This window comes from Streptomyces sp. NPDC006208 (assembly GCF_040613775.1).
Lineage (GTDB): Bacteria > Actinomycetota > Actinomycetes > Streptomycetales > Streptomycetaceae > Streptomyces.
Genome location: NZ_JBEXSW010000078.1, coordinates 1 through 20959 on the forward strand (window position 1 = coordinate 1; position 20959 = coordinate 20959).

Genomic DNA, 20959 nt, shown 5'->3' on the forward strand with positions numbered 1-20959 from the left:
TCCTGCTGAGCCGGCGAAAACCCGTAGTCACGCACCTGTGCCTCCACGACCACATGATCATCCGTGGGTGGTGCGTTGATCACTTGAGGGTGCCACCGATTCCTGAACAAGATCAGAAGGCGGCGGCTCACGGCCGAAACGGCGCCGGACCGTGTACGAGAAACGGTGTCAGAAGTCAGGGTGCGTCATCGTTACCACCCTCGAGGAGGCTCTGGTGCGTCGCCTTCAGAGTTCACGGACCAGGGACCGTTTCGCCTCGGGAGCCTGGGTTGACGTTGCGTTGGCCGTGTGTGGAGCACGGACGCACGTTCTGCCACCCGCTGGCGCAGGAGTTGCTTCTCGGCCGTCGCCTGGTGCCGGGTGCCGACGAGGGCTTCGACGTCGGCCTTGAGCTGGGCGATCTCTTCCGCGTCGGCGTCCGGGTCGCCGGGGATCTGCACGGGGCCGTCGTACTCGACGCGTGCCAGGGTGTTGCCCTCGGCGTCGATCAGGTGCAGCACGTTGTTCGCGCCGAGGCTCTGCCAGTCGTAGCGGTGCCGGGCGGTGTTGCGGAACCGCGCGCTGTCGGGCTGGGCTGGCGGGGGTCGTCCTCGTACCACGCCTCGACCATCCCCGAGCGGTAGTCCGGCCGGAGCTGCTCCACCAGGTCGCGGAGCTCGCGCCGGGGCCGGGGGATCTGGTCGGCCTCGCGCAGGTACAGCGGATCGTCGCTGGCGGGGGCGCCCTGGTATCGGACCACGGCGGCCACGGGGTGGACGAGTTCGCTCCCCCACACCTCGCGGCGGGCGTACTGCACTCGCACCACACGTCAATCCCGTGATCAAAGATCAGTAGTCTCAGCTCAGCACTCCCGGAGTGCCGCACCTAATCCGGCCGCCAAACCCGCCAACATAGATGAGTAGCAACAGTGAAACACCGAACTCGGTATGTGCGCGGGCCCGGTCAGGACACGGATCCCGGGGCCGCCCCGCCCAGGTGTTCCAGGATGTCCGCGAGCGTCTTCTCGTAGATCGCGTGACTGCGCTCGTTCCCCGGGAGCAGGGATTCGGAGAGGGCGACGGCCTCCCGGGCATACGCATGGGCCTCCTCCGGGCGGTCCGCCTCGTCGATGTAGAAGGCGAGGTTGTTGAGCCCGCGTGCCAGGGCGTGGAGAGGGGTACCGCTGCGGTGCCGCTCCCAGCGGTCCTCGGTGAGTTCGCGGTAGCGGGCGACCGCCTCCTCCATCGGGGCGACGGCGTCCGCGCGGCGGCCCGGGGTTCTGTTCAGCAGGGCGGCCAGGCGGGACAGGGCGTCCGCTACCCGGCGCAGGTCGGCGTACGGATCGGTCGCTTCGGGGCCGACCAGGGCGTCCAGGCAGTCGTCGCCCTCGCCGCCGTAGCCGGAACCGTCATGGCTGTGCAGTCCGGCGACCCAGCGGTAGACGTCCACGACCGCCCCGGCAATACGCAGCGCCTGCTCGCGCGGCGGCTGCCCGGCCTCCGTGAGGGAGTCGGCTGCCTGAGTGAGGTCGAGCAGAAGGTCGTAGCGGCGATGGTCCTCCCGCGATCTCTCGTGGGCCAGGGCTTCCTCGCTCGGCGTCGGGTGGGCCGCGGTGTCGCGTCCGCGGGCGATCAGGCGTACGAGAGCGTGGCCCAGGGCGGCGACGGGAGTCTCGGTGCCGCAGCCGATCAGCGGGTGGAGGGCCGAAAGGAAGCCGGCGGCACGGAGGCGGTCCGGCCCGGCGGGCGACCGCTGGTCGGACCGCCACAGCGCCTCCCGGTACAGCGCGCGCACCAGCGCCGTGAACGGTTTCCGGTACGGGACCGACTCCAGGGCGTCGAACGCCTCCTCCGCCGCGGCGCGCGCCCCAGCGCCCTTGGCCGGTGAGAGCGCCAGGGCCGCGGTCACCGCCGCCCACGCGAGCTGTGCCTGGGATGCGGCGATCTCGTAGCCCGCCTGCTCGCGGTCCTCGCCCGCCGCCTGGCGCCGGTGGGCGGCGAGGATTCCGGCATACGCGCCGGGGGCCTCGGCCGGACTGTCCAGCATGCCGAGCCGCCGGGCCCGGGCCCACAGGGTGCGGCACACATCGCGAGGCCGGATCTCCAGGCCGCGCTCGGTGAAGTCCCCGTCCAGCCGCGCTCCCAGCGCCGCCCCGAAGCAGCCCGCCGCCTCGAAAGCGCCCTCGTACGCCAGCAACGCGTGCCGCAGAGCGCGCAGTTCGCTCTCGTCGACCCGGCCCTCGGTGCTGAGCGGGCGCCGGAGCAGTACGACCGCCTCGGCCGCGAGAACCCCTTCGTCCTCGTGATCCTGCTCCGACAGGACGGGCACCAGCTCCGCGAGCCGGTCTCCCAGAGTGCGCACGAGTTGTGACGGGTCGTCAGAATTACGTATCAGGGTGATCCACGAACCGGCCGCGTCTTCGGACGGCTGCGGGGCCAGGCCGTCCGGATCGTCTGGTACGAGCCGTTCCACCAGCTCCTGGAGCACGCATATGGTCGTGGCGCATGACTCGCCGGCCGCGGACAACCGCTCATGGACACCGGCGGCAGCGGTGAGTGCGCGCCGGGCCCGTGCCTCGGTGTGCCGCGCGCCGGGCCAGAGTCCGTGGATCAGGCGCAGCTGGATCCGGGCGAGTTCTGCGAAGGGCGGCCCGCCCTCTGGATCGTCCGGCCGGTTGAAGGCGGCGTACAGCTGCCGTCGTGCGGCGCAGGCGTGGTCCGAACGGTCGGAGTCGAGCAGCAGCACACGGCGCAGCGCGGGGAACATGAGTTCACGTGTCGTTTCGATGGCGAGACCCTAGCGGAGCCCACTGACAACGAGGGCGGGGATGTTGGGCGGTTTGGGGTGTGACCCAGATACGCCAGAAACCCGCCACGGGATGATCTTGAAGAACCTTCCTGCGAGGCAGCCGAGTTCGCCCTCGCCTGCGCCCTGGTCCCGGCCTCCAACATCGCCGGTGACACCTACGGACTACTCCCTCGACCGCGACACCCTGCACCTGTCCGTCACCGACGCCATGGGACATGACGTCGACGCCTCGCTCAGGGCCACCCTCCTGGTCAACGCCTCCCGCGGCGCCCGCCGCGCCGGGACGGACCTTGCCGAACAGGCCCGCCAGACCCACCAAGCCTCCTCGACCACGGCCGACGGACCTTCGCCACCGGCCAGCTGCTGCGCATCGCCCTGGACGGGACCAGTGCCCAGCTCGTCAACGCCGGCCACCCCTGGCCGCTACGGCTGCGCGACGGCACGGTCGACGAACTGCACCTGGCCGTGAACCTGCCCTTCGCGTCGCCGCGCAGGGCCCGTACCAGGTACAGGACCTCGACCTGCGCCCCGGCGACCGCCTCGTGCTCTACACCGACGGCATGCAAGAACGCCAAGCGGAAACAGTCGACCTGCCCGGCCTCATCCGTGACACCGCCACCGAGCACCCCCGCGAGGTCGTGCGCACCCTGACCGCCGCGGTCACCGATGCCTGCAGCGACCACCCGAAAGACGATGCCACCGTCCTGTGCCTGGACTGGCACGGCGCCCGTTCCGGAGACTGCATCGCGAGCGCCGAAGCCGACACCTGACCTAGTGCTGGATTCCTCAAAGGGAGTACACATATCGGCGACGTAGTTTCCGTGTGGGAGGTGCGGGTCTGCCCCATATCCAGGGTTGGGCTCGGTTGTTGAGCTGGGCTGTCGCCAGTTGTGTGGCTTGTTCGATCTCGTCCGGTCCGGCGAAGGACTGGCCGGCCAGGGCTGCCTTGCGGAAGATGCGCCACCAGCCTTCTTGGAGGTTGTGCCAGCAGGCGCCGACGGGGATGAAGACGTGCCGGTCCTGGGATGGTCCTCGAGCCAGGTCCGGGTGGAGACGCTGTTGTGCGAGGAGAGGTTGTCGGTGATCAGGTAGATGTCACCGGTTGGGTTGGCGTCCTCGAGTTTCTGCAGGAACTGCTGGTAGAAGGCGCTGTTGCGGGACGATGCGGTCATGGTGACCTCGTGTCCGTCGCGGATCCGCAGGCCCCCGTAGACCCAGGTCTTCTCCGGTCCGCGGCTGTAGTCGATCTCGTTCTTGATGCGGTGTCCGTCCGGCGACCAGCCCGGCGCCGGAGGGAAAGGGCGCGGGATCACCGGTCCGATCTCGTCGGCGCAGACCACCGTCGCACCGTGGGGCGGGCAGGTGGAGAGCTCGATGATCCGCGTCCTTTTCCCTCAAAGTCCCGGTCCTTCGAACGCGTCCAGGACCGGGTTCGGCGCCAGCGCACGCCCTCGGCCAGCAGAATCCGGCCCACCTCGATCCCCATCGCCCAGGCCTGCTCAGCCAGCGCATCGAGCGTCCATTCCGGCGGCCCCGCCTCATCCTCCGCAACGAGTTCCCCGCCCGCCTGCATCGTCAGCCGCCCCGGCGGTGGCCGTTTGACCAGGCCGATGATTCTCGAACGCTCGGTCTCGGTGATCCGCCGCTTCCGGCCCTGGCCGCCCAGATCCTCCAAACCCTCCAGCCCGGTCCGGTTGAAGCGGTGCAGCCAGCACCGAACCGTCTTTGGACTGCAGCCCAGTTCAGCGGCGATCGCCGGCACCCGCATCCCCTGCCAGCTCAACTCGACCATGCGGGCCGCATCACCAGATCCCGCGGCGCCTTCCGCGCCCGCGCCAGCTTGCAGACCACCTCTTGCTCGTTCTCATCACGGCCTGGCCGTGCCCGTAACACCACCGTCCAGCACCCGCCCCCGAGCACCCGAACCACCCCGCCACCAGGATGTATACCCACCCAAAGCGGAATCCAGCACTAGCTCTCGACGGAACTCGAAGCGACGAGGCCGGCCAGGGCGTGTCACCGTCCTGACCGGCCTTGATCCGTACCTGCCTTCGTTAACAGGCCCCGGTCACTTGCCGGTCGCGGCGCGCAGGAGACGAACGAGGATCTCCCGCCCCGCCATGACTGCTGCCGTCTGTGCCACAGCTGCGGCGGTGCCGCTCGCGGCCCCGACCGGACGAACGTCGTTGACCATCTGGCCGGTGTACGCCGGCGGTGGAGGGGCCATCTGCCCGTTGTACTGGTAGCTCATCCTGAACCCTTCTCTCTTCATTTCCCGCACGAACGAGCGGGCGCGGTACAACCGTGCCGGGGATGAGCGGAGTGCGAATCAGGATGTTCCCCAGTTCCTGCGGGAGTGCCTGGGGAGCGGCCACAATCGTCACGCGGTGTAGGTGCATCGCCACTGATTGATCGCTATTTCTCGGGGGATGCTGTGGTGACGTCTGGGCCTGGAAGGTATGGACTGCTGGCGCGCGCAGAGGAGCAGGATCGTCTGCAGCGACTCCTTGCGGATGCTCGGCGGGGTCGAAGCGGAGTCCTCGTGCTGCACGGCGAGCCGGGGATCGGGAAGAGCGCCTTGCTGGAAGAGGTGGTGGCGGAGTCTGCGGGGATGACGGTTCTGCGAGCCACGGGAATCGAAATGGAAGCCGAACTTGCCTTCGCCGGGCTCGGTGAACTCGTGCGTCCCGTGGAGCGACTGATCGACCGGCTGCCGTCGGTGCAGGCGCGCGCTCTGCGTACCGCCCTGTCACTGGAGGAGGCGCACACTCCAGACCGGTTGACCTTAGGGGCAGCCACGTTGACGCTGCTTACGGATGCCGCAGCGACAACACCTGTGCTGGTCGCCGTGGATGACGCGCACTGGATGGACGAGGCCAGCGCCCATGCGCTGCTCTTCGCTCTCCGGCGCTTACAGGCCGAGGCAGTGGCGGTGCTGGTCACGGCACGAGATGGCGAGGGCTGCCGGTTCACCGAGGCCGGTCTGCCAACACTGGCTCTCACCGGTCTCGAGCCGGCGGCCGCCGCCGCGCTGGTGCAGAGGGTGGCTGACGTACCCGCCGGCAGCGAGCCGTTCGAACGGCTTTACCGGGAGACTGCCGGCAACCCGCTGGCCCTGCTGGAAGCAGCGCCTGCTCTGCGCAATTCCGCATGGGCAGCACAGGCACCCGATGGGCCCCTGCCGGTGGGTCCGCGGCTGACCGCCGCCTATTCCGCCCGGTTGGCCGCCCTGCCGGAGCCCAGTCGCCGCGCGGTGACGGTTGCGGCAGCCGGATATACCGAGGAGGCCGCGGTCCTGGTCGCAGCGCTTCATGACCTGGCCGTGGACGGCGGGGTCCTGCAGGCGCTCGAGGCGGCGAAAGTCATCGACCTGTCGGGCGGCATGGTGAGGTTCGTGCATCCGCTGCTGCGTGCTGCTGCCTACCACATGGCGGGACCCGAGCGACGACGAGAAGCCCACCGAGCCCTGGCTGGGGCACTCACTGACCGACACGGCCCGGTGGACCGTGACCAACGCAGCTGGCATCTTGCTGCCGCGGCGGCCGCGCCGGACCTGATCGCGGCGTCAGCGCTGGCTGACACCGCCGCGCGTGCCCGCGATCGGGGCGCCCTGCCCGCCGCACTCCGTGCCTACGAGCGTGCCGCTGACCTGACGTCTTCCCCGGTCGACCGGGGCCGCTACCTGCTGGCGGCCGCCGAGGTGGCACAGCTTGCCGGCCGAGGGGACCAGGCGTTGGCCTTGGCCGAGGCGGCGACGAACACCACCGATGATTCGACGGTACGTGCCGGGGCAAGCGGGTTGCGCAGCCAGGTATTGCTTGTGCGCCAGTCACCACGCCGTGTCCATGACCAGTTGGTTGACATGGCAGTCGGACTTGAGGCGTCCCAAGCGGTGCCCCTGTTGGTTGCTGCTGCCGGCGCAGCATGTATGGGGGGCGCGATCCTCCAGGCCCGCGTGACTGCGGACCGGGCTTCTGCTCTGGCCCGCAACGGTGAGGCCGCTGTCTTTGACCATTCTGCGGCTGTGATGCGGGCCCACACGATGATGCTCGCCGGCGAACGCCGCGAGGCCGCCGCCGTGTTCAGTTCCTGCGAGGAGTTCCTCACCGCCACCGACCCGCTCTCCATCGGCGTCGAGGTGACGAGCTTCTCCGCAATGGATCTCATGTGGCTCGAGCGGTTCCCTGCCGCGCGGACGCTGCTGGAACGGGCTGTCCGTTCTGCGCGTAGGATCGGCGCCTCCGAGCGGCTCGTCCCGTACCTGACCGTCCTGGCCGACACACAACTGCGCACCGGCTGCTGGGACGACGCCTACGCCCTGGCAAGTGAAGGAGCCACCCTCGCTGGTGAGATCGGGCAGCCGGTCCTGCAGGCCTACGCGATCTCCACATTGGCCCGGATAGAGGCTGCCCAAGGACGGGCGGCGGAGTGCATCGAGCACGCCCGCCAGTTTCGTGGACTCCTTGAGGGCCGGGGCGCGGAGCTGGTCAGCCCCTACATGCAGGCCGCACTCGGTCTCCTCGATCTGGGCACCGGCAAGGACTCCGAAGCCGCTGCCCGCCTGTATGACCTTCAGCAGCAGGTGGTCGCTTCGGGGCTGAGGGAACCGACGGTGTTGCAGCACCAGCCCGACCTGATCGAAGCGTGCCTGGCCACAGGCGACCCTTCCGGCGCTCAGGCGGCGCTGGCCGAACTCGTGGGTCAGGTCCAGCAGGCGCCTTCCGTGTGGGGAAACGCGGTAAGCGCACGGTGTCGAGGGCTCGTCGAAGCCGACGAAGATGCGTTTGCGGAGGCTCTGCGGCACCACGAGCAACTGCCGGATCCCTTCGCCAAGGCCCGTACCGAGCTCGCCTACGGGCGATTTCTGCGCAGGAAGAGGAAGCGCGGTGCCGCCCGTCGTCCTCTAATCGCTGCTCGACAGGTGTTCGAGCGCCTCCGCGCTGATCCGTGGATCACGCTCGCCGAGCGGGAACTCCGAGCGGCCGGATTCGAGACGCCTACCCGCCGCAGCCATGAACCAGTCGTGCTCACCGAACGAGAGACGCAGGTTGCAGTCCTCGTCATCAAGGGTCACACCAACCGTGAAGTGGCCGCGGCACTATTCCTGTCGGACAAGACAGTCGAGTACCACCTCAGTCACATCTACTCCAAACTTTCCGTGCGGTCCCGAGTCGAACTCGCCAGTCGTCTAGCTGTCGACACGCAGCGCCCTGCATGAGTGACGCCGCGGAACGAAAACGAAGGTGTCTGCGCAGCACCAAACGGACGGACTGCGCAGTGGTGTCGGCCAGGCCGCAGCGAATGAGGTGGGCGCGAACTACGGACTGGCGCCAGGGACAACCCTAGGGAGATCACTGGTGTGTCCCTGTGCTCCTACTCCGTAGCGTGCACAGCGGTACGGGCTCGGTCGGATGCCGCAGCGATGCGCTGTCGGGGGAGTCTGCGCCCGGGAGTCCGCCGCGCACGTACGATTGGGGGAAGGGATGCGTGCTTCTGTGTCAGCCGTAATTTCACGTTTCTTCTGTGCCGTTGGGTTGAGTCTTGCACTCCTGACAGTGGGTGCCTGCTCGGACGAGGAACCACCTGACCCGGGCCCACTGGTCACCGAGACGGAAGCCGAACCGGAGCCCGAACCGACGGAGACGGAAGCCGAACCGGAGCCCGAACCGACGGAGACGGAAGCCGAACCGGAGCCCGAACCGACGGAGACGGAAGCCGAACCGGAGCCACCGGAACCTGAGCCGCAAGGCTACGTACCTCAGAGCGTTGTGGGCGTCTGGTGCGGTGGCCGGAACGACGCACCGGGAGGGCACTGGACATACACCTTCGCCGGCGACGGCCAAGTCGCTGCCCAGAACCAGGACAGAGGCTTCTCCGGGTACGTCGTAACCGAGGGAAACATCATGACCTTCCACGTGGAGGGTGGTTACCCGTTCCAATCGACATGGTCGGTGAGTTACGAGGAAGCCCTCGGCTTCAACATGCTGTACCTCGACGACTTCAGCTACGTTCCTGGGAGCTGTGACTCGTAGCGAGGCACCGGAGCGCTCATGGCCTTCCTAGGTGATTTCCCCGAAGCGTGATAGCGAGCGATCTCCAACGCGTCCGGCTCCCGGTCCACCGACTAGGCCGTGTTTTAGGTCGGGGTGCCGGTCCGTGCCCTGTGCCGTGCTGATCACAGTGTGGGGCGTGGGGATCTTTCCGATGAGCAGTGGTTGGTGCTGGAGTCGTTGCTGCCTGCGGCAGGTGTAAGTCCAGGGGTCTGGTGCACGATCGGGTGACATCTTGACCTGCCCCACGGTTTGGGTTCCAGCTGCGGTGGCTAACTGGCGGCGGGGATGGTGTCTTGTTCGGAGAGTAGTTCGTACTCGATGGGGGTCAACCGGCCCAGCCGTAGTTGTCGGCGGCGCCGATGGTAGGTCCGTTCGATCCACGTCACGATCGCGGTGCGGAGGGCCTCGCGGGTGGTCCAGGTGCGGCGATCGAGGACGTTGTTCTGCAGGGGTGCGAAGAAGGACTCCATGGCCGCGTGGGGTGCTGGGATCGTGCAAGGGCGAGAAGCCGCTGAAGGTGCCGGTGACCGTCACCGTGGTGCGGGTCGGTGCGACCATTGCCACGTTCCAGGCGATGACCATCAAGGGCGACGACCCTGCCGTGATGCCGCAGGACGTGGTGGACGAGCAACTGGCCCAGCTCACCGCGACCCGGCCCGCTGCTGTCGTGCGCGGTGGCCCGGTGGGGGAGCGCCGCCCCGACCTCGTTGCGCGGCTACCAGGCCGGTCGGGGGTCCTGAGGCTCGGACGAGAACTCTTCCGGGATTGTGATGTCCGTGTCGGTCCGCCACAAGAACCCGGGGCTTGGCGGGAACTCGTGTGTCGGCGGCGCCGGCGTATGGAACCGGCGGGTGCGCGGAAGCGGCACCTCGACCAGTTCTCCGTCGTGCATCATCCACATCCCGAAGCAGTCGTCCTCCTCGTCGTGGATCAGCACCTGCACGCTGTCCGGATGGGGCCAGGGAAGTGACGCGAGGTGTTTCAGCAGTCCCTCCCGTGGCCTCATGCGGTGGAACTCGATGACCCAGCCGCCGACGAACAGGCCGAGCGGTTCGAACTCACCCCGCCAGCTGCGCGACGCGTCGGGCCGGGTCAAGGGTTTCATCACCTCGTCGGCGAAGTTGGCCAGCACGATGACCTGCGCGATTCTGCTCATGCCGGAGTATCACCGCCGACTACGCGTCCACGGCAACCGAATTCGGGCCAGGCGCAGCCGCGCGGCGCCGGGTGGGACTGTGACAACAGCCACCCGTCCGCCGTGGACGACCGCGGTTTTGGACCATGACCTGCCCGAGCTTCAGCGGCCTGGCCGGGCTTGCCGTCGTGGCGAATGGGTTCAAGCGCGCGCAGACGGTGGACGAGCAGCGGCCCTATCACCCTGTACTGGAATACCTGGTGATCGACCGGCGGGTACGGGACAAAGGCCTGGGACGCCAACTGGCCCGCCACGTCCTCCAAGAAGTCTGCACGGACGTCGACTAGGTCATCGTTGAGGCCGAGCGTGAGCGGGTGGACGCCGTTCGGTTTGGATCGAGCACCTGCACTGCGCCGTCGCGCCGGGCAGCGAGCAGACCGTTGCGAAGGTGGTACGCCTGCGCTGGTCTCCCGTGGACAATGACCGCTCGCCGGCGCCCGCGACGGCGGGGCGGTCAGCGGTTGTCTCCGCGGCCGATGCGGATGTCGAGTGCCCGGCGACGGCACCGACGGCTGACGCCCGGTAGCGGACGCCTCTCGCCGCGCGCGGACGGCACGCCGCTATTCAACTGATTGGTTGACAAGCCGGAACCCCGGCCGTAGGGTATTTAACCAATCGGTTGAATATGAGAGGTGTGAGGTGACCGACGACCGGCTGTCGCTGGTGTTCTCCGCACTTGCTGACCCCACGCGCCGCGACATCGTGGCCCGGCTCGCCGCCGGGGACGCCACGGTCAACGAACTGGCGGAGCCGTACGACGTCACGGTGCAGGCCGTGTCCAAGCACATCAAGGTCCTGCAGGACGCCGGTCTGGTCAGTCGCAGCAGAGACGCCCAGCGGCGGCCCTGCCACCTCGAGGCAGAGGTCTTCGACCTGATGACGAAGTGGATCGAGCGTTATCGGCGCGAGGCGGAGGACCGTTTCCGCCGTCTCGATGCCCTCCTTGAACAGATGGGCGAGCAGCCGGCGACGGGCACCCCGACGAAAGAGGCGGCATCATGAGCACCACCGACACGCCCCACCGCAACGAGACGCGGATCGAGGCCGACCCCAATCTGCCCACCATCCTGATCATCCGAGAGTTCGACGCCCCGCCGGAGCGCGTGTTCCGGGCGTACACCGACCCCGATCTGGTCGTCCAGTGGCTCGGCCCGCGTCGGCTCACGATGCGGATCGACCACTACGACGCGCGCAGCGGTGGCTCCTATCGCTATGTGCATCGCGACGACGACGGAACCGAGTACGGCTTCCACGGTGTGTTCCACGAGGTGCGCCCCAACGAGCGCATCGTGCAGACCTTCACCTACGAGGGTTTTCCTGACGGCGTCAGCCTGGAGACAGCCGTCTTCGAGGACCTCGGTGGCCGCACCCGGGTCACCGGCAAGTCGCTCATGGACTCCATAGAAGCCCGCGATTCGATGCTCATGAGCGGCATGGACTACGGCGTCCGCGAAGGCCACGAACGGCTTGACGAGCTGCTCGGCGGTCAACAGAGCAACAGCGTCGACCGACACACCGAGACGGGATCTTGATCATGGCGAGAACAGCAGCCGACGAGCACCGCACCGCGGCACGCGCATTCACCGACCGCGTACGCGGCACGGATCCAGAGACATGGGACAACCCGGCGCCGTGCGAGGGATGGGCCGCCCGGGACGTCGTCCGTCACCTCGTCGAGTGGTTCCCCGCCTTCCTCAAAGCTGGCGCCGGAGTCGAACTGCCGAAAGGACCCTCGGTGGACGACGACCCGGTGGCCGCCTGGGCGACGCACCGCGATGGAGTGCAGGCCCTCCTCGACGATCCAGCTACCGCACACAAGCTGCTGTCGAACCCGCACATCGGAGAGATCCCACTGGACCAGGCGGTCGACCGGTTCTACACCGCCGACGTCTTCATGCACACCTGGGACCTGGCACGGGCCACCGGCCAGGACGAACACCTCGATCCCGCCAAATGCGCCCAGTTGCTCGACGGGATGATGCCGCTCGACGACGTGCTCCGTGCGAGCGGGCAGTACGGACCGCGGGTCGAGGTGCCGGAGAGCGCCGACGTCCAGACTCGCTTGCTGGCCTTCATCGGCCGCAAGCCCTGACCAGCCGAAAGGCACCGTCGGCGAGGTCAGTTCAGGACATCGCGGGCGCGGTGCAGGTACGCCCGCTCGGCGTCGTCGTCGGCGTGTTCCCCGGCCTTGTCGTACGCTACCGCCGCCTCCGTCGTCGGCCGAAGCGGCGGAAGAGGTCGACGCGGACGGCGTGGAAGACGTGGTAGCCATCCAGAATCCAGGGCCTCGACCATGGGCAGCCCCGTCGCCGGGCCCACGGTCTCCGCCACGGCGACCGCGCGGTTGAGGGGCGATCACCGGGTCGGGGCCAGGGCCATCAGCTGGTCGTAGAGCTGCACGGCCTGGCCCAGCCGGTGGCGTCCGCCGTCGGAGCGTCACTGTGGACCGTGTTGATCGCAGCCTGGATCTGGTACAGCCCCGGCTGGCCGCGGCGCAGACATCAACGGACCAGGGCCTGGCCCTCGGCGATGAGCTCCCGGTCCCACCGGCTGCGGCCTGGTCGGCGAGGAGCACCAGGTCGCCGCTTCCTCTTCCGGTAACTCGGCGAGCAGTACACCGCGTTGCTGCGATGATCCACCCCGGCCACCCAGTCAGCCCTGCAGACCGGGCAGATCCTCCGCCCTCGCCGCGTTGAAGTGCCGCCACCCGCAGCCGGATCCGCCATACCCGGCGACAGTACTGGACCGGCATAGCCCCGAGCAGTACACCGGCCGGAGCGCGGCCTCCGGCCTCAACTGGCAACCTCACCCAGGACAGCGCCACTCACCCACCGGCCCGTTGACCTCGGCCATACAGCCAGCCGAGATGCCCTCAAAGATCCAGAAGAGGGGTTGAGAAACGGGCACTCACTCGAAGCCGACCTGGTCTCCGCCGATGCCCGCACCACCCGCCTCGCGGCCCAGACCCGCCGCCTCGAACCCGCCTCAGCGAGGTCCTGGGCGAGCAGGTCTGGCGCGAGTCCGGCATCGGCGGCCCCGACGACACCGAACAGCTCCAGGCCCCCATCACCACCCTCGAACAGCAGGTCGTCGACCTGGAACTCAAAGTCCAGGACCGGGGAGATGACCTCGCCGCCAACCGCGAGCTGATGGCGCAGCTCATCCGCGGACGCGACGCACCCCGGCATCCCGGCTGAAACACCAGGTCACCGGGCTCCTTGAGATGGCGGACTCCGGAGACGGAGGCCGCGATGCCGAACAAACACCCCCGCGGGCCGCAGCCGGACTGGCGGCCCAAGCGGAAGACCCTCCGGGTGCTGACTCGACCCCGAGGCGTTCCCGGGTTGTGTCGACGTCCGAGGGGTGATCGAGGAAGCCGGTCGATGCGATCCGTGACCACTTGCGCCGCCGGCACATCCGCGCGGTCATCCCGCAGCCAGGCCGCGCTCCACCTCGCCGCCATCCTCATCTGGACACGACGCTGACCGGAGAGACAGAACCGAGGGTGTCGCCGCACCGCAGCGCCAACGTACCGCACATACTTCCCACCACCAGGAATTGCTCAGCGGCTGTCACGGACAGCACCTCGGAGTTGATCCACAGGTGGTCGAGGCGCTCCAGCGAGGCGAAATCGACCAGGTCGATACGGAAGCCGCTGATCATTGTTCTGTGGCCGTCCGGGTCAATGTCGAATCCTCCCTGGGTGCCAAAGACCAGCGCCCGCCGGCCGGCGATTTCCGTCAGTGCGAGTCCGCTCCAGGTCGAGACCAGTCCAGTGGAACGATGCCGGAGCAATCGGCGCGTGGCCAGGTCCCAGATACTGAGGTGCCCGCCATGGGTGCGGGTGACCGCGACGGTCAGCCCATGCAGCATGGTGACCGTGACAGCACGGACTTCGTCGCCGTGGAGCATGGGCTCACCGACCGGTAGACCGGTTGCCGGATCCCACATCTGCACGCAGCCCCGCAGCACGTCGCTGGTGCTGCCCCCGGTCAGCACCACGGGCCGGCCGCCGACTGTTCCCTGGGCCATGGTCCGCGTGAAGGCTCCGGGGTGCTTTCCGACAGGGTGCGCGGGCGAGCCCGTGGCCAGGTCGAGGAAGTGCACGTCGCCACCGAGCTCGGTGGCCACCACCATCGGACGTGCACCGTCCACTATGGCAGCGCCCTGGATCCAGCTCGCTCCACCGAACCGTGGGCAGGACTTCCAGCGGTCCACCGCGGCGGCGCGGGTGCGTTCGTGTGCCTCACACGACACCGCCGGCCCCAGGTGCCACAGACGAACGGCCCCGTCGTTCCCACCCGCCACGACATAGGTCTCCCCGGCGACCTGTCCGCCGGCGACCACGTATACGGTTCCCCCCTGGTCGCACGGGTTGGGGGCGCCTTGCCCGTCGCCGTAGACCCACGCGAGGTGCGCGAACCAGTCGTCACCGAAATCGGCTTCGGAGCTGTAGGGGTTTTTTGTGCCCAGCCGGGCGAGGCGCCGACCGTCGGACAACCGGCGTACGACGAGGTGCCCGGGCCCGCTGTGTACCAGAGTCGGCTCACCACCCGTCTCGACGACCGTTGCCGCGTGGATGTTGCCGTCGCAGCAGCCGTGGACGTCGTACACGTTGTCCAGACCCAGGTGTGCCCACGGTGTCGCCCAGGAGCGGTGTGGGGCGACATGGGCGACGTCGTCCGCGAGACGGTCGAAGCCGAACTGCCGGGCGTACTGTTCGAGCAACGCGGCCCGCCGGGACGGTTCCTCCCCCGGATGGGGAAGAACACGGTGGAACCAGGTACTGCGGCTGTCAGGCTTTGTGAGGTGACGGTTTCGTTCGCTGATCGCCGTCCACAGCTCGCCGTAGTCGGCCGCGAGGAGCAGGCCGGCGTCGTCAAGGAGCGGGTCGAGCAGTCGTGCGGTGGCCGCGTGCCGGGGGAGGTGGCGGCGGACATAGACGGGGGCTTTCGCCCACTCCGGGCGGCCTTCGCAGATCGGAGCGAGGCCGGCCAAGGTGCGCGTGATCCGGCGTTCGACGAGGTGTTCGTCGTGGGCCAAGCGCACATAGTCCACCAGCGCCTGGTGGTAGAGCCGGTAATGGATCTCTTCCTGGTCGACGGTCTGCTCCACCAAGAAGTCGGCCGCCGTGGAGAGCAGCCACTCCAGGTCGGCCAGTGTGTAGGTACGCTGGGCCACGGCGCTCGCGAGCTCGACCCAGACCGTGCCACGGGCCAAGCCCGCACCGTGCACGTAGGCGAGGGGCACGAGGAGGTCACGCACCCGGTGGTGATCTGGGCCCAGGCGGAAGAGGTAGTCGTCCAGAGCGTCAGCCACGGTGCCCGGCAGACGTGACAGTTCTTCCCCGCTCGGGTCGACGACCGTGTTGCTGTCGGTCAGCGTCCGGCTGACGAGCTGGGCGATGAGGAAGGTCGGGTACGCCCGCTCGGCGACCGCTTCCGCCACGCGTGCGGCGAGAGCCGGCTGGTTGCGGTAGGGGCTGCGCGTGTGCGGGTCGTCGGCAGCAAGCAGCCTGCGGCGCACGTACTCGGCCAGGTCGTCGGGCTCCAGCCATGGGCGGCGGTCGAGGTCGATGATGCGGGCGTCGTGTCCGCACGCGGTCAGCAGGCTGTTGCGGGGGCCGGGTCGGGTGCCAACGAGGACACGTAGACCGGTGGCCTCGCGCGCCAGCCGGCGCAGGGCGCGGGCGAGACCGTCCGGATCGGTCGCCTCGTCCAGCGCGTCCACTACGACGGTGAGTTCGGCGGGCCAAGCCGGAAGGAGCCCGGCGAGGACATCCAGCCGCTGGGCGTCCGCCGTGGTGGTCAAGTCGACCCCTGCAACGGCGGCGACGCGGTCAAGCACGTCGGACACCGACCGGCCGCGGGCAAGGACGGCGAGATCGACGCAGCCGGTCGGCGGAACCGTGGCCTCGGGCGCGCCGACCACCGGCGTTTTCTTGCGTAGGTCCGGGTCTGCCAGAGTGACGATGCGTGCAAGCACTGTGGACTTGCCCGATCCAGGTCCCCCCGTCACCACCCGCACCCGCCCGTCCGGGGCGCCGCCGGAGAGCCAGGAGACCAGCTCACTCAATGCGCGGTGGCGGCCGGTGAAATACCAGCCGACTCGGCCCTGTTCCGTGCCGCGGGCCCTGGGATCCCAGTGTGTGCTCAGCTCACCGACGTCGAACCACACACCGTCCGGCAGAGAACCGGGCGAGTGCTCCAGCAGGCGGAGGATGCGCTGGATGTTGTCTCCGAGGTGGACGAACTCCGCACGAAACCGTTCCTGCGGCGAGGCAGCTTTCGTCGGCTTGGGCTGGGCAACCGCGCGCAGCATCGTACGGGCCTCGGCCAGTCGGCGCTGTCGCAGCCGCGGCTCGGAGACGGTGGCTGTGAGCAGGTCGCTGACAAACCTCTCGTCTAATGGACGGCCCGTAAGCCGCTCGCTGATCGCGGTGCGGGACATGAGCATTTCCCTGGCCAGCGTCGCCAGGGTCTTGCCGCTGGCGTCAACCTGCTTCCGCAGAAACTCCGCCAGTTGGCGCACCTCATCGCTGTCCGTCCTGACAGGCCCCCAGCGACGCCCTCTCTTGCGGCGCTCGACCACGTACACCCCCCGGTGCTGCCGTCCGCTTGGCCTTCCGTCCGGCCGGACAATGCGGTCTTGTCCGGACCTTACCTGCGGGAACGCGCCGAACTTGGGCGGACAAACAAACCGCTCACCAGATTGGTGACATGGCACCGCGAACCCGCGGAGGCCGACTCGCAAGGAGGTCCTGATGATGCCGTCCTGGCTGCCCCATGCACTCCCGCCCGGCGCCCGCCAGTGCGTGATCGTCACCCTGTTCATCCCCGCGGTCCTGATCGCCCTCGCCGCAGCGGTGCCGGCAATGCTCGTCCTGCCGTTCCTGCCGGACGGGACAGGGCGCGCCGTGCAACTCCTCACGGCGCACACTGTCTACATGCGCACGCTGCTGGACGGTAGCCACCCTTAGTGAGCGATGTCGGCGCCGCGGCCGCAGCCGTGGTCCAGGACGCTTCGGATGCCGAGGGGGCCGGTCAGGTGCTCGGTCACGGCCCGTTTCAGACGTTGAGCGCCCGGCGCGGGTCACTGATGAGCCCGTGGGCGTCGGCCCCGTACAACGCCGACTCCCGCAGGGTGTTCCAGCGGGTCGGTCACTCGAGCCGCATGCGCTTTGACCGATGCGCGTCACCGGTTCGGTCACGGCGTCGGCCACCGGATCGGTCACGCGTACGCCCTCGACCGACGGTGGCCGGTGAGGGCCGCTCAACTACGCCACCGGTACGAAGTAGCCAGATCAACCATTCGCCGAGGTGGTGGCGCCAGAGCCAAAGTGGCAACTCCCGGTGGTCCACGAAGGACCAGAGGTCATCGTCGGCCTCGTTACCGCGCGGACAGTCCCGCAAAAGACCCAGGCAGCGCCGGTCCACCGTGCGATGCAGCCTCGCGACGTGCGCCAGGGCGACGACGCCCTGGCGGCGCACTTCCTGGTCCTGCGACTCCAGCGCCCTGGCAACGATAGGAAGCACCACATCCGGGTCGCAATAGTTGAGCGCCAGAGCGATCACAGCCACCCCGACGAACTCCTCGCCCCGATCGAAAGCCGCATCTACCTGGGCCGGTTTGTCGACCCATCGCAGCGTCGAAGGGTCCTGCCAGTCCACATGACCTGCCGCAAGCTCACCGGAAGCGGTCTCGTCACGATCCACGCGCCGACCCTACCGAGCCAGTCCAATACACCACCAGGTGGTCCCTTGCCGCCTGATCGCGAGGTGCCTGGACGATCAAGTCCTGTGTGGGGGCGGGGAGTCACCGAGGTGACGCCCTCCGTGAGTGTCGCTGCCTCCTGTTGGAGCAGGAGATCACCGGATTGGGGTTTCGGCGGTGACTCGGGCCCGGGCTTCTTCGATCTCGTTGATGTCGGCTTCCGTCCATTGCCGGAGCGCGGTGCTGGGCTCAGCAAGGCTCTGGCCGAGCTTGGTCAGGGTGTACTCGACCCGGGGCGGGATGGTCGGGTGGCGTTACCGGTCTGAACCGGCCCCGCTGTTCCGGTCCGAACTGGCCCCAATTCGGGGCTGCCGCGGCGATTGTTCCGGCTTGAAGTGGCCCCGGCTTCCGGTCTGCTCCAGCTTCGCCGGGACGGCTGTGCCGGGCGACTCACTGTGGGAGAGAATGCTGGGCATGACGACTTGAAGAGCACCGGCCGGGCGGCAGCACTGGCGCAAGGTCGGGACCTGGGACACGGTCTTCGACGGAGACGGTCGGATCTGTGTCGCCTGCGGAACGCCCGTCCGCTCGTACCAGTACCGATTCCATCCGCCCGAGTCCTCCATGTTCGAGCGGTGCATCGGACTCGCCTGGTGTTCGAGTTGCCGGATCTACTCCGGCAACATGGTGCACGTCCCGCGGAAGCGGGCCCTGGTCGACGCCCTCACTTCGCTTCCCCGTGAACAACGGGAGGGGCTTGCACGTTCGGAAACACGGCTGATTGAGTTCCTGGACCGCCAGGCCCGAGGCAGCAGAGATTAGATTCCACCGGCCAGCTGGCCTCGGGGCTCGCCGGAGTCCCAAACCAAGGCCAAGCAGCAGCAGACGAAGCGTTGCCGCCGCGGGCCGCGACCGCGGCCTCGAGCCCGTCGACGACGGGCGCCGCAGGCCGACTTTCGGACGCCGGGAGTGCCACGGAAATCCTGGTGCCCTCTCGCCTTCCTGCAGTTACCCTGCCTCGTCGCGAACGAGCCACGGAGGTCCCTCATTATGAGCAGCACAACGTCGTCGTTTCCCGAACGGATTCAGGTCTCGGGAGAAGGTCTCATCCTGCGCGACTGGACGGAGGCGGACCTGGCCGCGATGACGGAACTCTTCGGCCACCCCGACATCGCGTACTGGACTCCGATCGTCTCCCCCTTCGACGACGCGGCCGCCCGTGCGCGCCTGAACCGGGACCGGCAGCTACGGGCGGAAGGCACGACAATCCTTCTCGCCATCACCGTCGATGGCGGCGCACCGCTCGGCGAGGTGATGCTGCGGCGTGCCCCCGAGGGAACCGAGATCGGCTACGCGGTCGGCCCGGCACACCGCGGCCGGGGGCTGGCGGCGCGAGCGGTGCGGGTGATGTCCGCATACGCCTTCGAGCAACTGGGCGTGGAACAGGTGATCCTGGAGCTGGAGGCCGAAAACGCCGCCAGCGTCGCCGTGGCCACCAAGGCGGGCTTTCAACTACTCGACGTACCGCTGATCACCGGTGAGGAGAAGGGACGGCCCTACAGCCTGCAGACGTGGGGTCTCAGCCAGATCGGCACCGCGCCAGACCGGCGCGCCGAACTCGAAGCTTGACTCCGACGACGGCGGGGCCGGACAGGATCACTGCCCGGTCCCGCCGTCAGTCCTCACGTGGCTACGCCCACGGGGCATGCCGATCTTGGACAGTTGTTCCGCCCTTCCGGTGCGATCTCTCGGTTTGGTGTTGCAGGGCAAGAACCTGTTTCTCAACCTGAAACTGCAGGCCAGCGCCAGGAGGCTGAAGCAGCTGACAAGAGGTGCCGTTCGCCGAACGGTCACGGTGAAGGGAACGCTAACGGAACACGCAGGGGCAGCTGTTGCACCTGGGACAGAAGCCAAGTCCTCCACGGTGACTCTGGCTCAGACGGCCTGTGCTTTCACGCGGTCCTCGCCCTCATCCGCGCGGCCCTCCGCGAAGGGCAACCGCCCCTGCCGTGTCGGGGAGCGGTTCAAGCCGTACTTCGCGGTCATGTGGAAACCGCCTGTGGTCCGACGAGATTGAATGAGGCGGGCGACCAACTGGTATGGCTGATCCTCATGCATGGGCATGGCAGCCCGCATGCTTTCAGCTCAGGTATGTCTTCTGCATGCGGTGGTCGTATGCGGCGGCGGAGTCGAGGCCCATTGCGGCGCGGCGTGCGTCGAGTTGTTCTGGATCTCGGACGGGCTGGGGCTGCAGCCTGTTGTCTTCTTCGGTGTACTGAGTGCCGTAGAGCTGGGGTCTGCCGTGTGCGACCAGGACGCGGTCCGTGAGGTAGGCGAGGTGTCGTGCCAGGGCGTCGTCGGCTTCGACGGCGGCTTTCAGCAGTTCCAGTGCCTGTTGCTGGAACTCGGGGTCACGGTCGGCGTGCTGGATGAGGAGCCAGGCGTCGTCGGCGCCCTGGTCGCCCACCAGGGTGTTGCCGGGCCAGCCGTGTTCGGCGACGACGGTCTTCAGCCAGGCGGTGTTGTCGATGTCGATCTCTCTCTGCGAGGTCCCCGGGCTCGCCGGTTTCGATGCAGTGATTGCGGGCTCGCTGATCGGTGTCGGCGCGGCGGCGGAGTTCGCCGGCCAGGTCGGTGCGAATCATGATGTGTGGTCAGGTCCTCGGGTAGGCTGCGGTGAAGGGTGATGAGTCGGGGCGGGTCGGGCGGCCCCGGAGCGCCTCGGCACCCACGGTCGGCCCTGTGCACCTCGTACATGTTGAGTGTCCCGGCGAGGGCCGCCGCACGTTGTTGCCACGGCCGTACGCTCTGCGGCTGATCGGGAAGCCGGCCCACCCAGAACTCGGATGCGGGATCGAGCGGGTGCTGGTCTGCACGCCTATCTCGCCATACCGCCTCCAGCGAAATGGGGGAAATCTCGCGGGGGTACCCCGTTTCGAGCCACGCTGTCTACACTCCGCCGGTCTTTGGAGACCCTGCTGTAACTGTGCACCCAACTCGACAGCGGCACCGACGACTTGTCCGCACTGCTCGCCGTGGACCGCGACGACATGCTGTTCGGCGCACATATGGCGGCACCGGGCTCGCCTGCCCCCGCCGCGGGTTGGTGGGGCCTTAGAAGCCGTTGCCATACCGATCATGGGGTCTGTCGATCGAACGGGAGTCTCGATCGGGTGATCGCGGGCCTGCCCGGCATGAGAGCAGGGCCTGG

General features: G+C 68.2%; 17 protein-coding genes and 5 pseudogenes. 11 read left to right on the top strand and 11 right to left on the bottom strand.

Features of this window, described 5'->3' with window-relative positions; translation table 11 throughout:
• The first annotated feature begins 290 nt into the window (after positions 1-290).
• Complete coding sequence (locus ABZ208_RS37185; RefSeq protein WP_356913879.1) at positions 291-623, top strand: hypothetical protein; 333 nt, start codon at positions 291-293, stop codon at positions 621-623.
• A gap of 319 nt (positions 624-942) precedes the next feature.
• Here ABZ208_RS37185 and ABZ208_RS37190 read toward each other — a convergent pair whose 3' ends face one another.
• A complete protein-coding gene (locus ABZ208_RS37190) occupies positions 943-2745 on the bottom strand; it encodes a tetratricopeptide repeat protein (protein WP_356913880.1) in 1803 nt (600 codons plus the stop codon).
• Between the two features lie 250 nt (positions 2746-2995).
• Between ABZ208_RS37190 and ABZ208_RS37195 the strand changes: the two are divergent.
• Positions 2996-3052 (top strand): annotated as a pseudogene (locus ABZ208_RS37195) (hypothetical protein); the annotation flags it as partial.
• Between the two features lie 110 nt (positions 3053-3162).
• Positions 3163-3557: pseudogene (locus tag ABZ208_RS37200) on the top strand (PP2C family protein-serine/threonine phosphatase).
• Positions 3558-3872: 315 nt separating this feature from the next.
• Here ABZ208_RS37200 and ABZ208_RS37205 read toward each other — a convergent pair.
• From ABZ208_RS37205 to ABZ208_RS37215, 3 genes and pseudogenes are all read right to left on the bottom strand, one after another.
• Positions 3873-4127 (bottom strand): annotated as a pseudogene (locus ABZ208_RS37205) (IS630 family transposase); the annotation flags it as partial.
• Entirely contained in the window at positions 4097-4579 is a 483-nt protein-coding gene (locus ABZ208_RS37210; protein WP_356913881.1) for a helix-turn-helix domain-containing protein, read from the bottom strand. The gene ABZ208_RS37210 and the pseudogene ABZ208_RS37205, both read right to left, overlap by 31 nt.
• Before the next feature lie 276 nt (positions 4580-4855).
• Positions 4856-5038 (bottom strand): hypothetical protein, encoded by a 183-nt coding sequence (locus tag ABZ208_RS37215; RefSeq protein WP_356913882.1) that lies wholly within the window; start codon positions 5036-5038, stop codon positions 4856-4858.
• Positions 5039-5224: 186 nt separating this feature from the next.
• On the opposite strand from ABZ208_RS37215, the gene ABZ208_RS37220 reads away from it, so the two are divergent.
• Both ABZ208_RS37220 and ABZ208_RS37225 read left to right on the top strand, forming a co-directional pair.
• Positions 5225-8005 (top strand): AAA family ATPase, encoded by a 2781-nt coding sequence (locus ABZ208_RS37220; RefSeq protein WP_356913883.1) that lies wholly within the window; start codon positions 5225-5227, stop codon positions 8003-8005.
• A gap of 316 nt (positions 8006-8321) precedes the next feature.
• On the top strand, positions 8322-8819 hold the full coding sequence (locus ABZ208_RS37225; RefSeq protein ID WP_356913884.1) for a hypothetical protein: 498 nt from the start codon (positions 8322-8324) through the stop codon (positions 8817-8819).
• 290 nt (positions 8820-9109) lie between these two features.
• Here the strand turns inward: ABZ208_RS37225 and ABZ208_RS37230 are convergent.
• A pseudogene (locus ABZ208_RS37230) lies at positions 9110-9319 on the bottom strand (IS3 family transposase); the annotation flags it as partial.
• Between the two features lie 236 nt (positions 9320-9555).
• Entirely contained in the window at positions 9556-9996 is a 441-nt protein-coding gene (locus ABZ208_RS37235; protein WP_356913885.1) for a hypothetical protein, read from the bottom strand.
• 125 nt (positions 9997-10121) lie between these two features.
• On the opposite strand from ABZ208_RS37235, the gene ABZ208_RS37240 reads away from it, so the two are divergent.
• The 4 genes from ABZ208_RS37240 (at position 10122) to ABZ208_RS37255 (ending at position 12127) form a co-directional block, all read left to right on the top strand.
• Positions 10122-10322, top strand: a complete 201-nt coding sequence (locus tag ABZ208_RS37240; protein ID WP_356913886.1) for a GNAT family N-acetyltransferase — start codon at positions 10122-10124, stop codon at positions 10320-10322.
• Positions 10323-10674: 352 nt separating this feature from the next.
• Entirely contained in the window at positions 10675-11037 is a 363-nt protein-coding gene (locus tag ABZ208_RS37245; protein ID WP_328405281.1) for a metalloregulator ArsR/SmtB family transcription factor, read from the top strand.
• The gene (locus tag ABZ208_RS37250; protein WP_356913887.1) at positions 11034-11567 is read left to right on the top strand and encodes an SRPBCC family protein; all 534 of its coding nucleotides are present in this window, start codon (positions 11034-11036) and stop codon (positions 11565-11567) included. Before ABZ208_RS37245 ends, ABZ208_RS37250 begins: the two co-directional genes overlap by 4 nt.
• Before the next feature lie 2 nt (positions 11568-11569).
• Positions 11570-12127 carry a TIGR03086 family metal-binding protein gene (locus tag ABZ208_RS37255; RefSeq protein WP_356913888.1) on the top strand — a complete coding sequence of 186 codons (558 nt, stop codon included), beginning with the start codon at positions 11570-11572 and terminating at the stop codon, positions 12125-12127.
• A gap of 26 nt (positions 12128-12153) precedes the next feature.
• Here ABZ208_RS37255 and ABZ208_RS37260 read toward each other — a convergent pair.
• A pseudogene (locus tag ABZ208_RS37260) lies at positions 12154-12619 on the bottom strand (RNA polymerase sigma factor); the annotation flags it as partial.
• Positions 12620-13500: 881 nt separating this feature from the next.
• On the bottom strand, positions 13501-16632 hold the full coding sequence (locus tag ABZ208_RS37265; protein ID WP_356913889.1) for a hypothetical protein: 3132 nt from the start codon (positions 16630-16632) through the stop codon (positions 13501-13503).
• A gap of 166 nt (positions 16633-16798) precedes the next feature.
• On the opposite strand from ABZ208_RS37265, the gene ABZ208_RS37270 reads away from it, so the two are divergent.
• The gene (locus tag ABZ208_RS37270; protein ID WP_356913890.1) at positions 16799-17014 is read left to right on the top strand and encodes a hypothetical protein; all 216 of its coding nucleotides are present in this window, start codon (positions 16799-16801) and stop codon (positions 17012-17014) included.
• A 181-nt stretch (positions 17015-17195) separates the two neighbouring features.
• Here the strand turns inward: ABZ208_RS37270 and ABZ208_RS37275 are convergent, their stop codons facing one another.
• The gene (locus tag ABZ208_RS37275) at positions 17196-17750 is read right to left on the bottom strand and encodes a hypothetical protein (protein WP_356913891.1); all 555 of its coding nucleotides are present in this window, start codon (positions 17748-17750) and stop codon (positions 17196-17198) included.
• A gap of 153 nt (positions 17751-17903) precedes the next feature.
• Complete coding sequence (locus tag ABZ208_RS37280; protein ID WP_356913893.1) at positions 17904-18050, bottom strand: winged helix-turn-helix transcriptional regulator; 147 nt, start codon at positions 18048-18050, stop codon at positions 17904-17906.
• Between the two features lie 748 nt (positions 18051-18798).
• Here ABZ208_RS37280 and ABZ208_RS37285 point away from each other — a divergent pair.
• Positions 18799-19377, top strand: a complete 579-nt coding sequence (locus tag ABZ208_RS37285; RefSeq protein ID WP_356913892.1) for a GNAT family N-acetyltransferase — start codon at positions 18799-18801, stop codon at positions 19375-19377.
• Positions 19378-19888: 511 nt separating this feature from the next.
• Here the strand turns inward: ABZ208_RS37285 and ABZ208_RS37290 are convergent.
• Complete coding sequence (locus ABZ208_RS37290; RefSeq protein WP_356913894.1) at positions 19889-20344, bottom strand: DUF6624 domain-containing protein; 456 nt, start codon at positions 20342-20344, stop codon at positions 19889-19891.
• Positions 20345-20959: the final 615 nt, after the last annotated feature.

What these genes read in the sequence shown, in the direction of transcription:
- ABZ208_RS37285 (WP_356913892.1), top strand. Translation starts at nt 18,799, where the DNA reads ATGAGCAGCACAACGTCGTCGTTTCCCGAACGGATTCAGGTCTCGGGA.
- ABZ208_RS37250 (WP_356913887.1), top strand. Translation starts at nt 11,034, where the DNA reads ATGAGCACCACCGACACGCCCCACCGCAACGAGACGCGGATCGAGGCC.
- ABZ208_RS37215 (WP_356913882.1), bottom strand. Translation starts at nt 5,038, where the DNA reads ATGAGCTACCAGTACAACGGGCAGATGGCCCCTCCACCGCCGGCGTAC.
- ABZ208_RS37190 (WP_356913880.1), bottom strand. Translation starts at nt 2,745, where the DNA reads ATGTTCCCCGCGCTGCGCCGTGTGCTGCTGCTCGACTCCGACCGTTCG.
- ABZ208_RS37235 (WP_356913885.1), bottom strand. Translation starts at nt 9,996, where the DNA reads ATGAGCAGAATCGCGCAGGTCATCGTGCTGGCCAACTTCGCCGACGAG.
- ABZ208_RS37240 (WP_356913886.1), top strand. Translation starts at nt 10,122, where the DNA reads ATGACCTGCCCGAGCTTCAGCGGCCTGGCCGGGCTTGCCGTCGTGGCG.
- ABZ208_RS37270 (WP_356913890.1), top strand. Translation starts at nt 16,799, where the DNA reads ATGATGCCGTCCTGGCTGCCCCATGCACTCCCGCCCGGCGCCCGCCAG.
- ABZ208_RS37255 (WP_356913888.1), top strand. Translation starts at nt 11,570, where the DNA reads ATGGCGAGAACAGCAGCCGACGAGCACCGCACCGCGGCACGCGCATTC.
- ABZ208_RS37210 (WP_356913881.1), bottom strand. Translation starts at nt 4,579, where the DNA reads ATGGTCGAGTTGAGCTGGCAGGGGATGCGGGTGCCGGCGATCGCCGCT.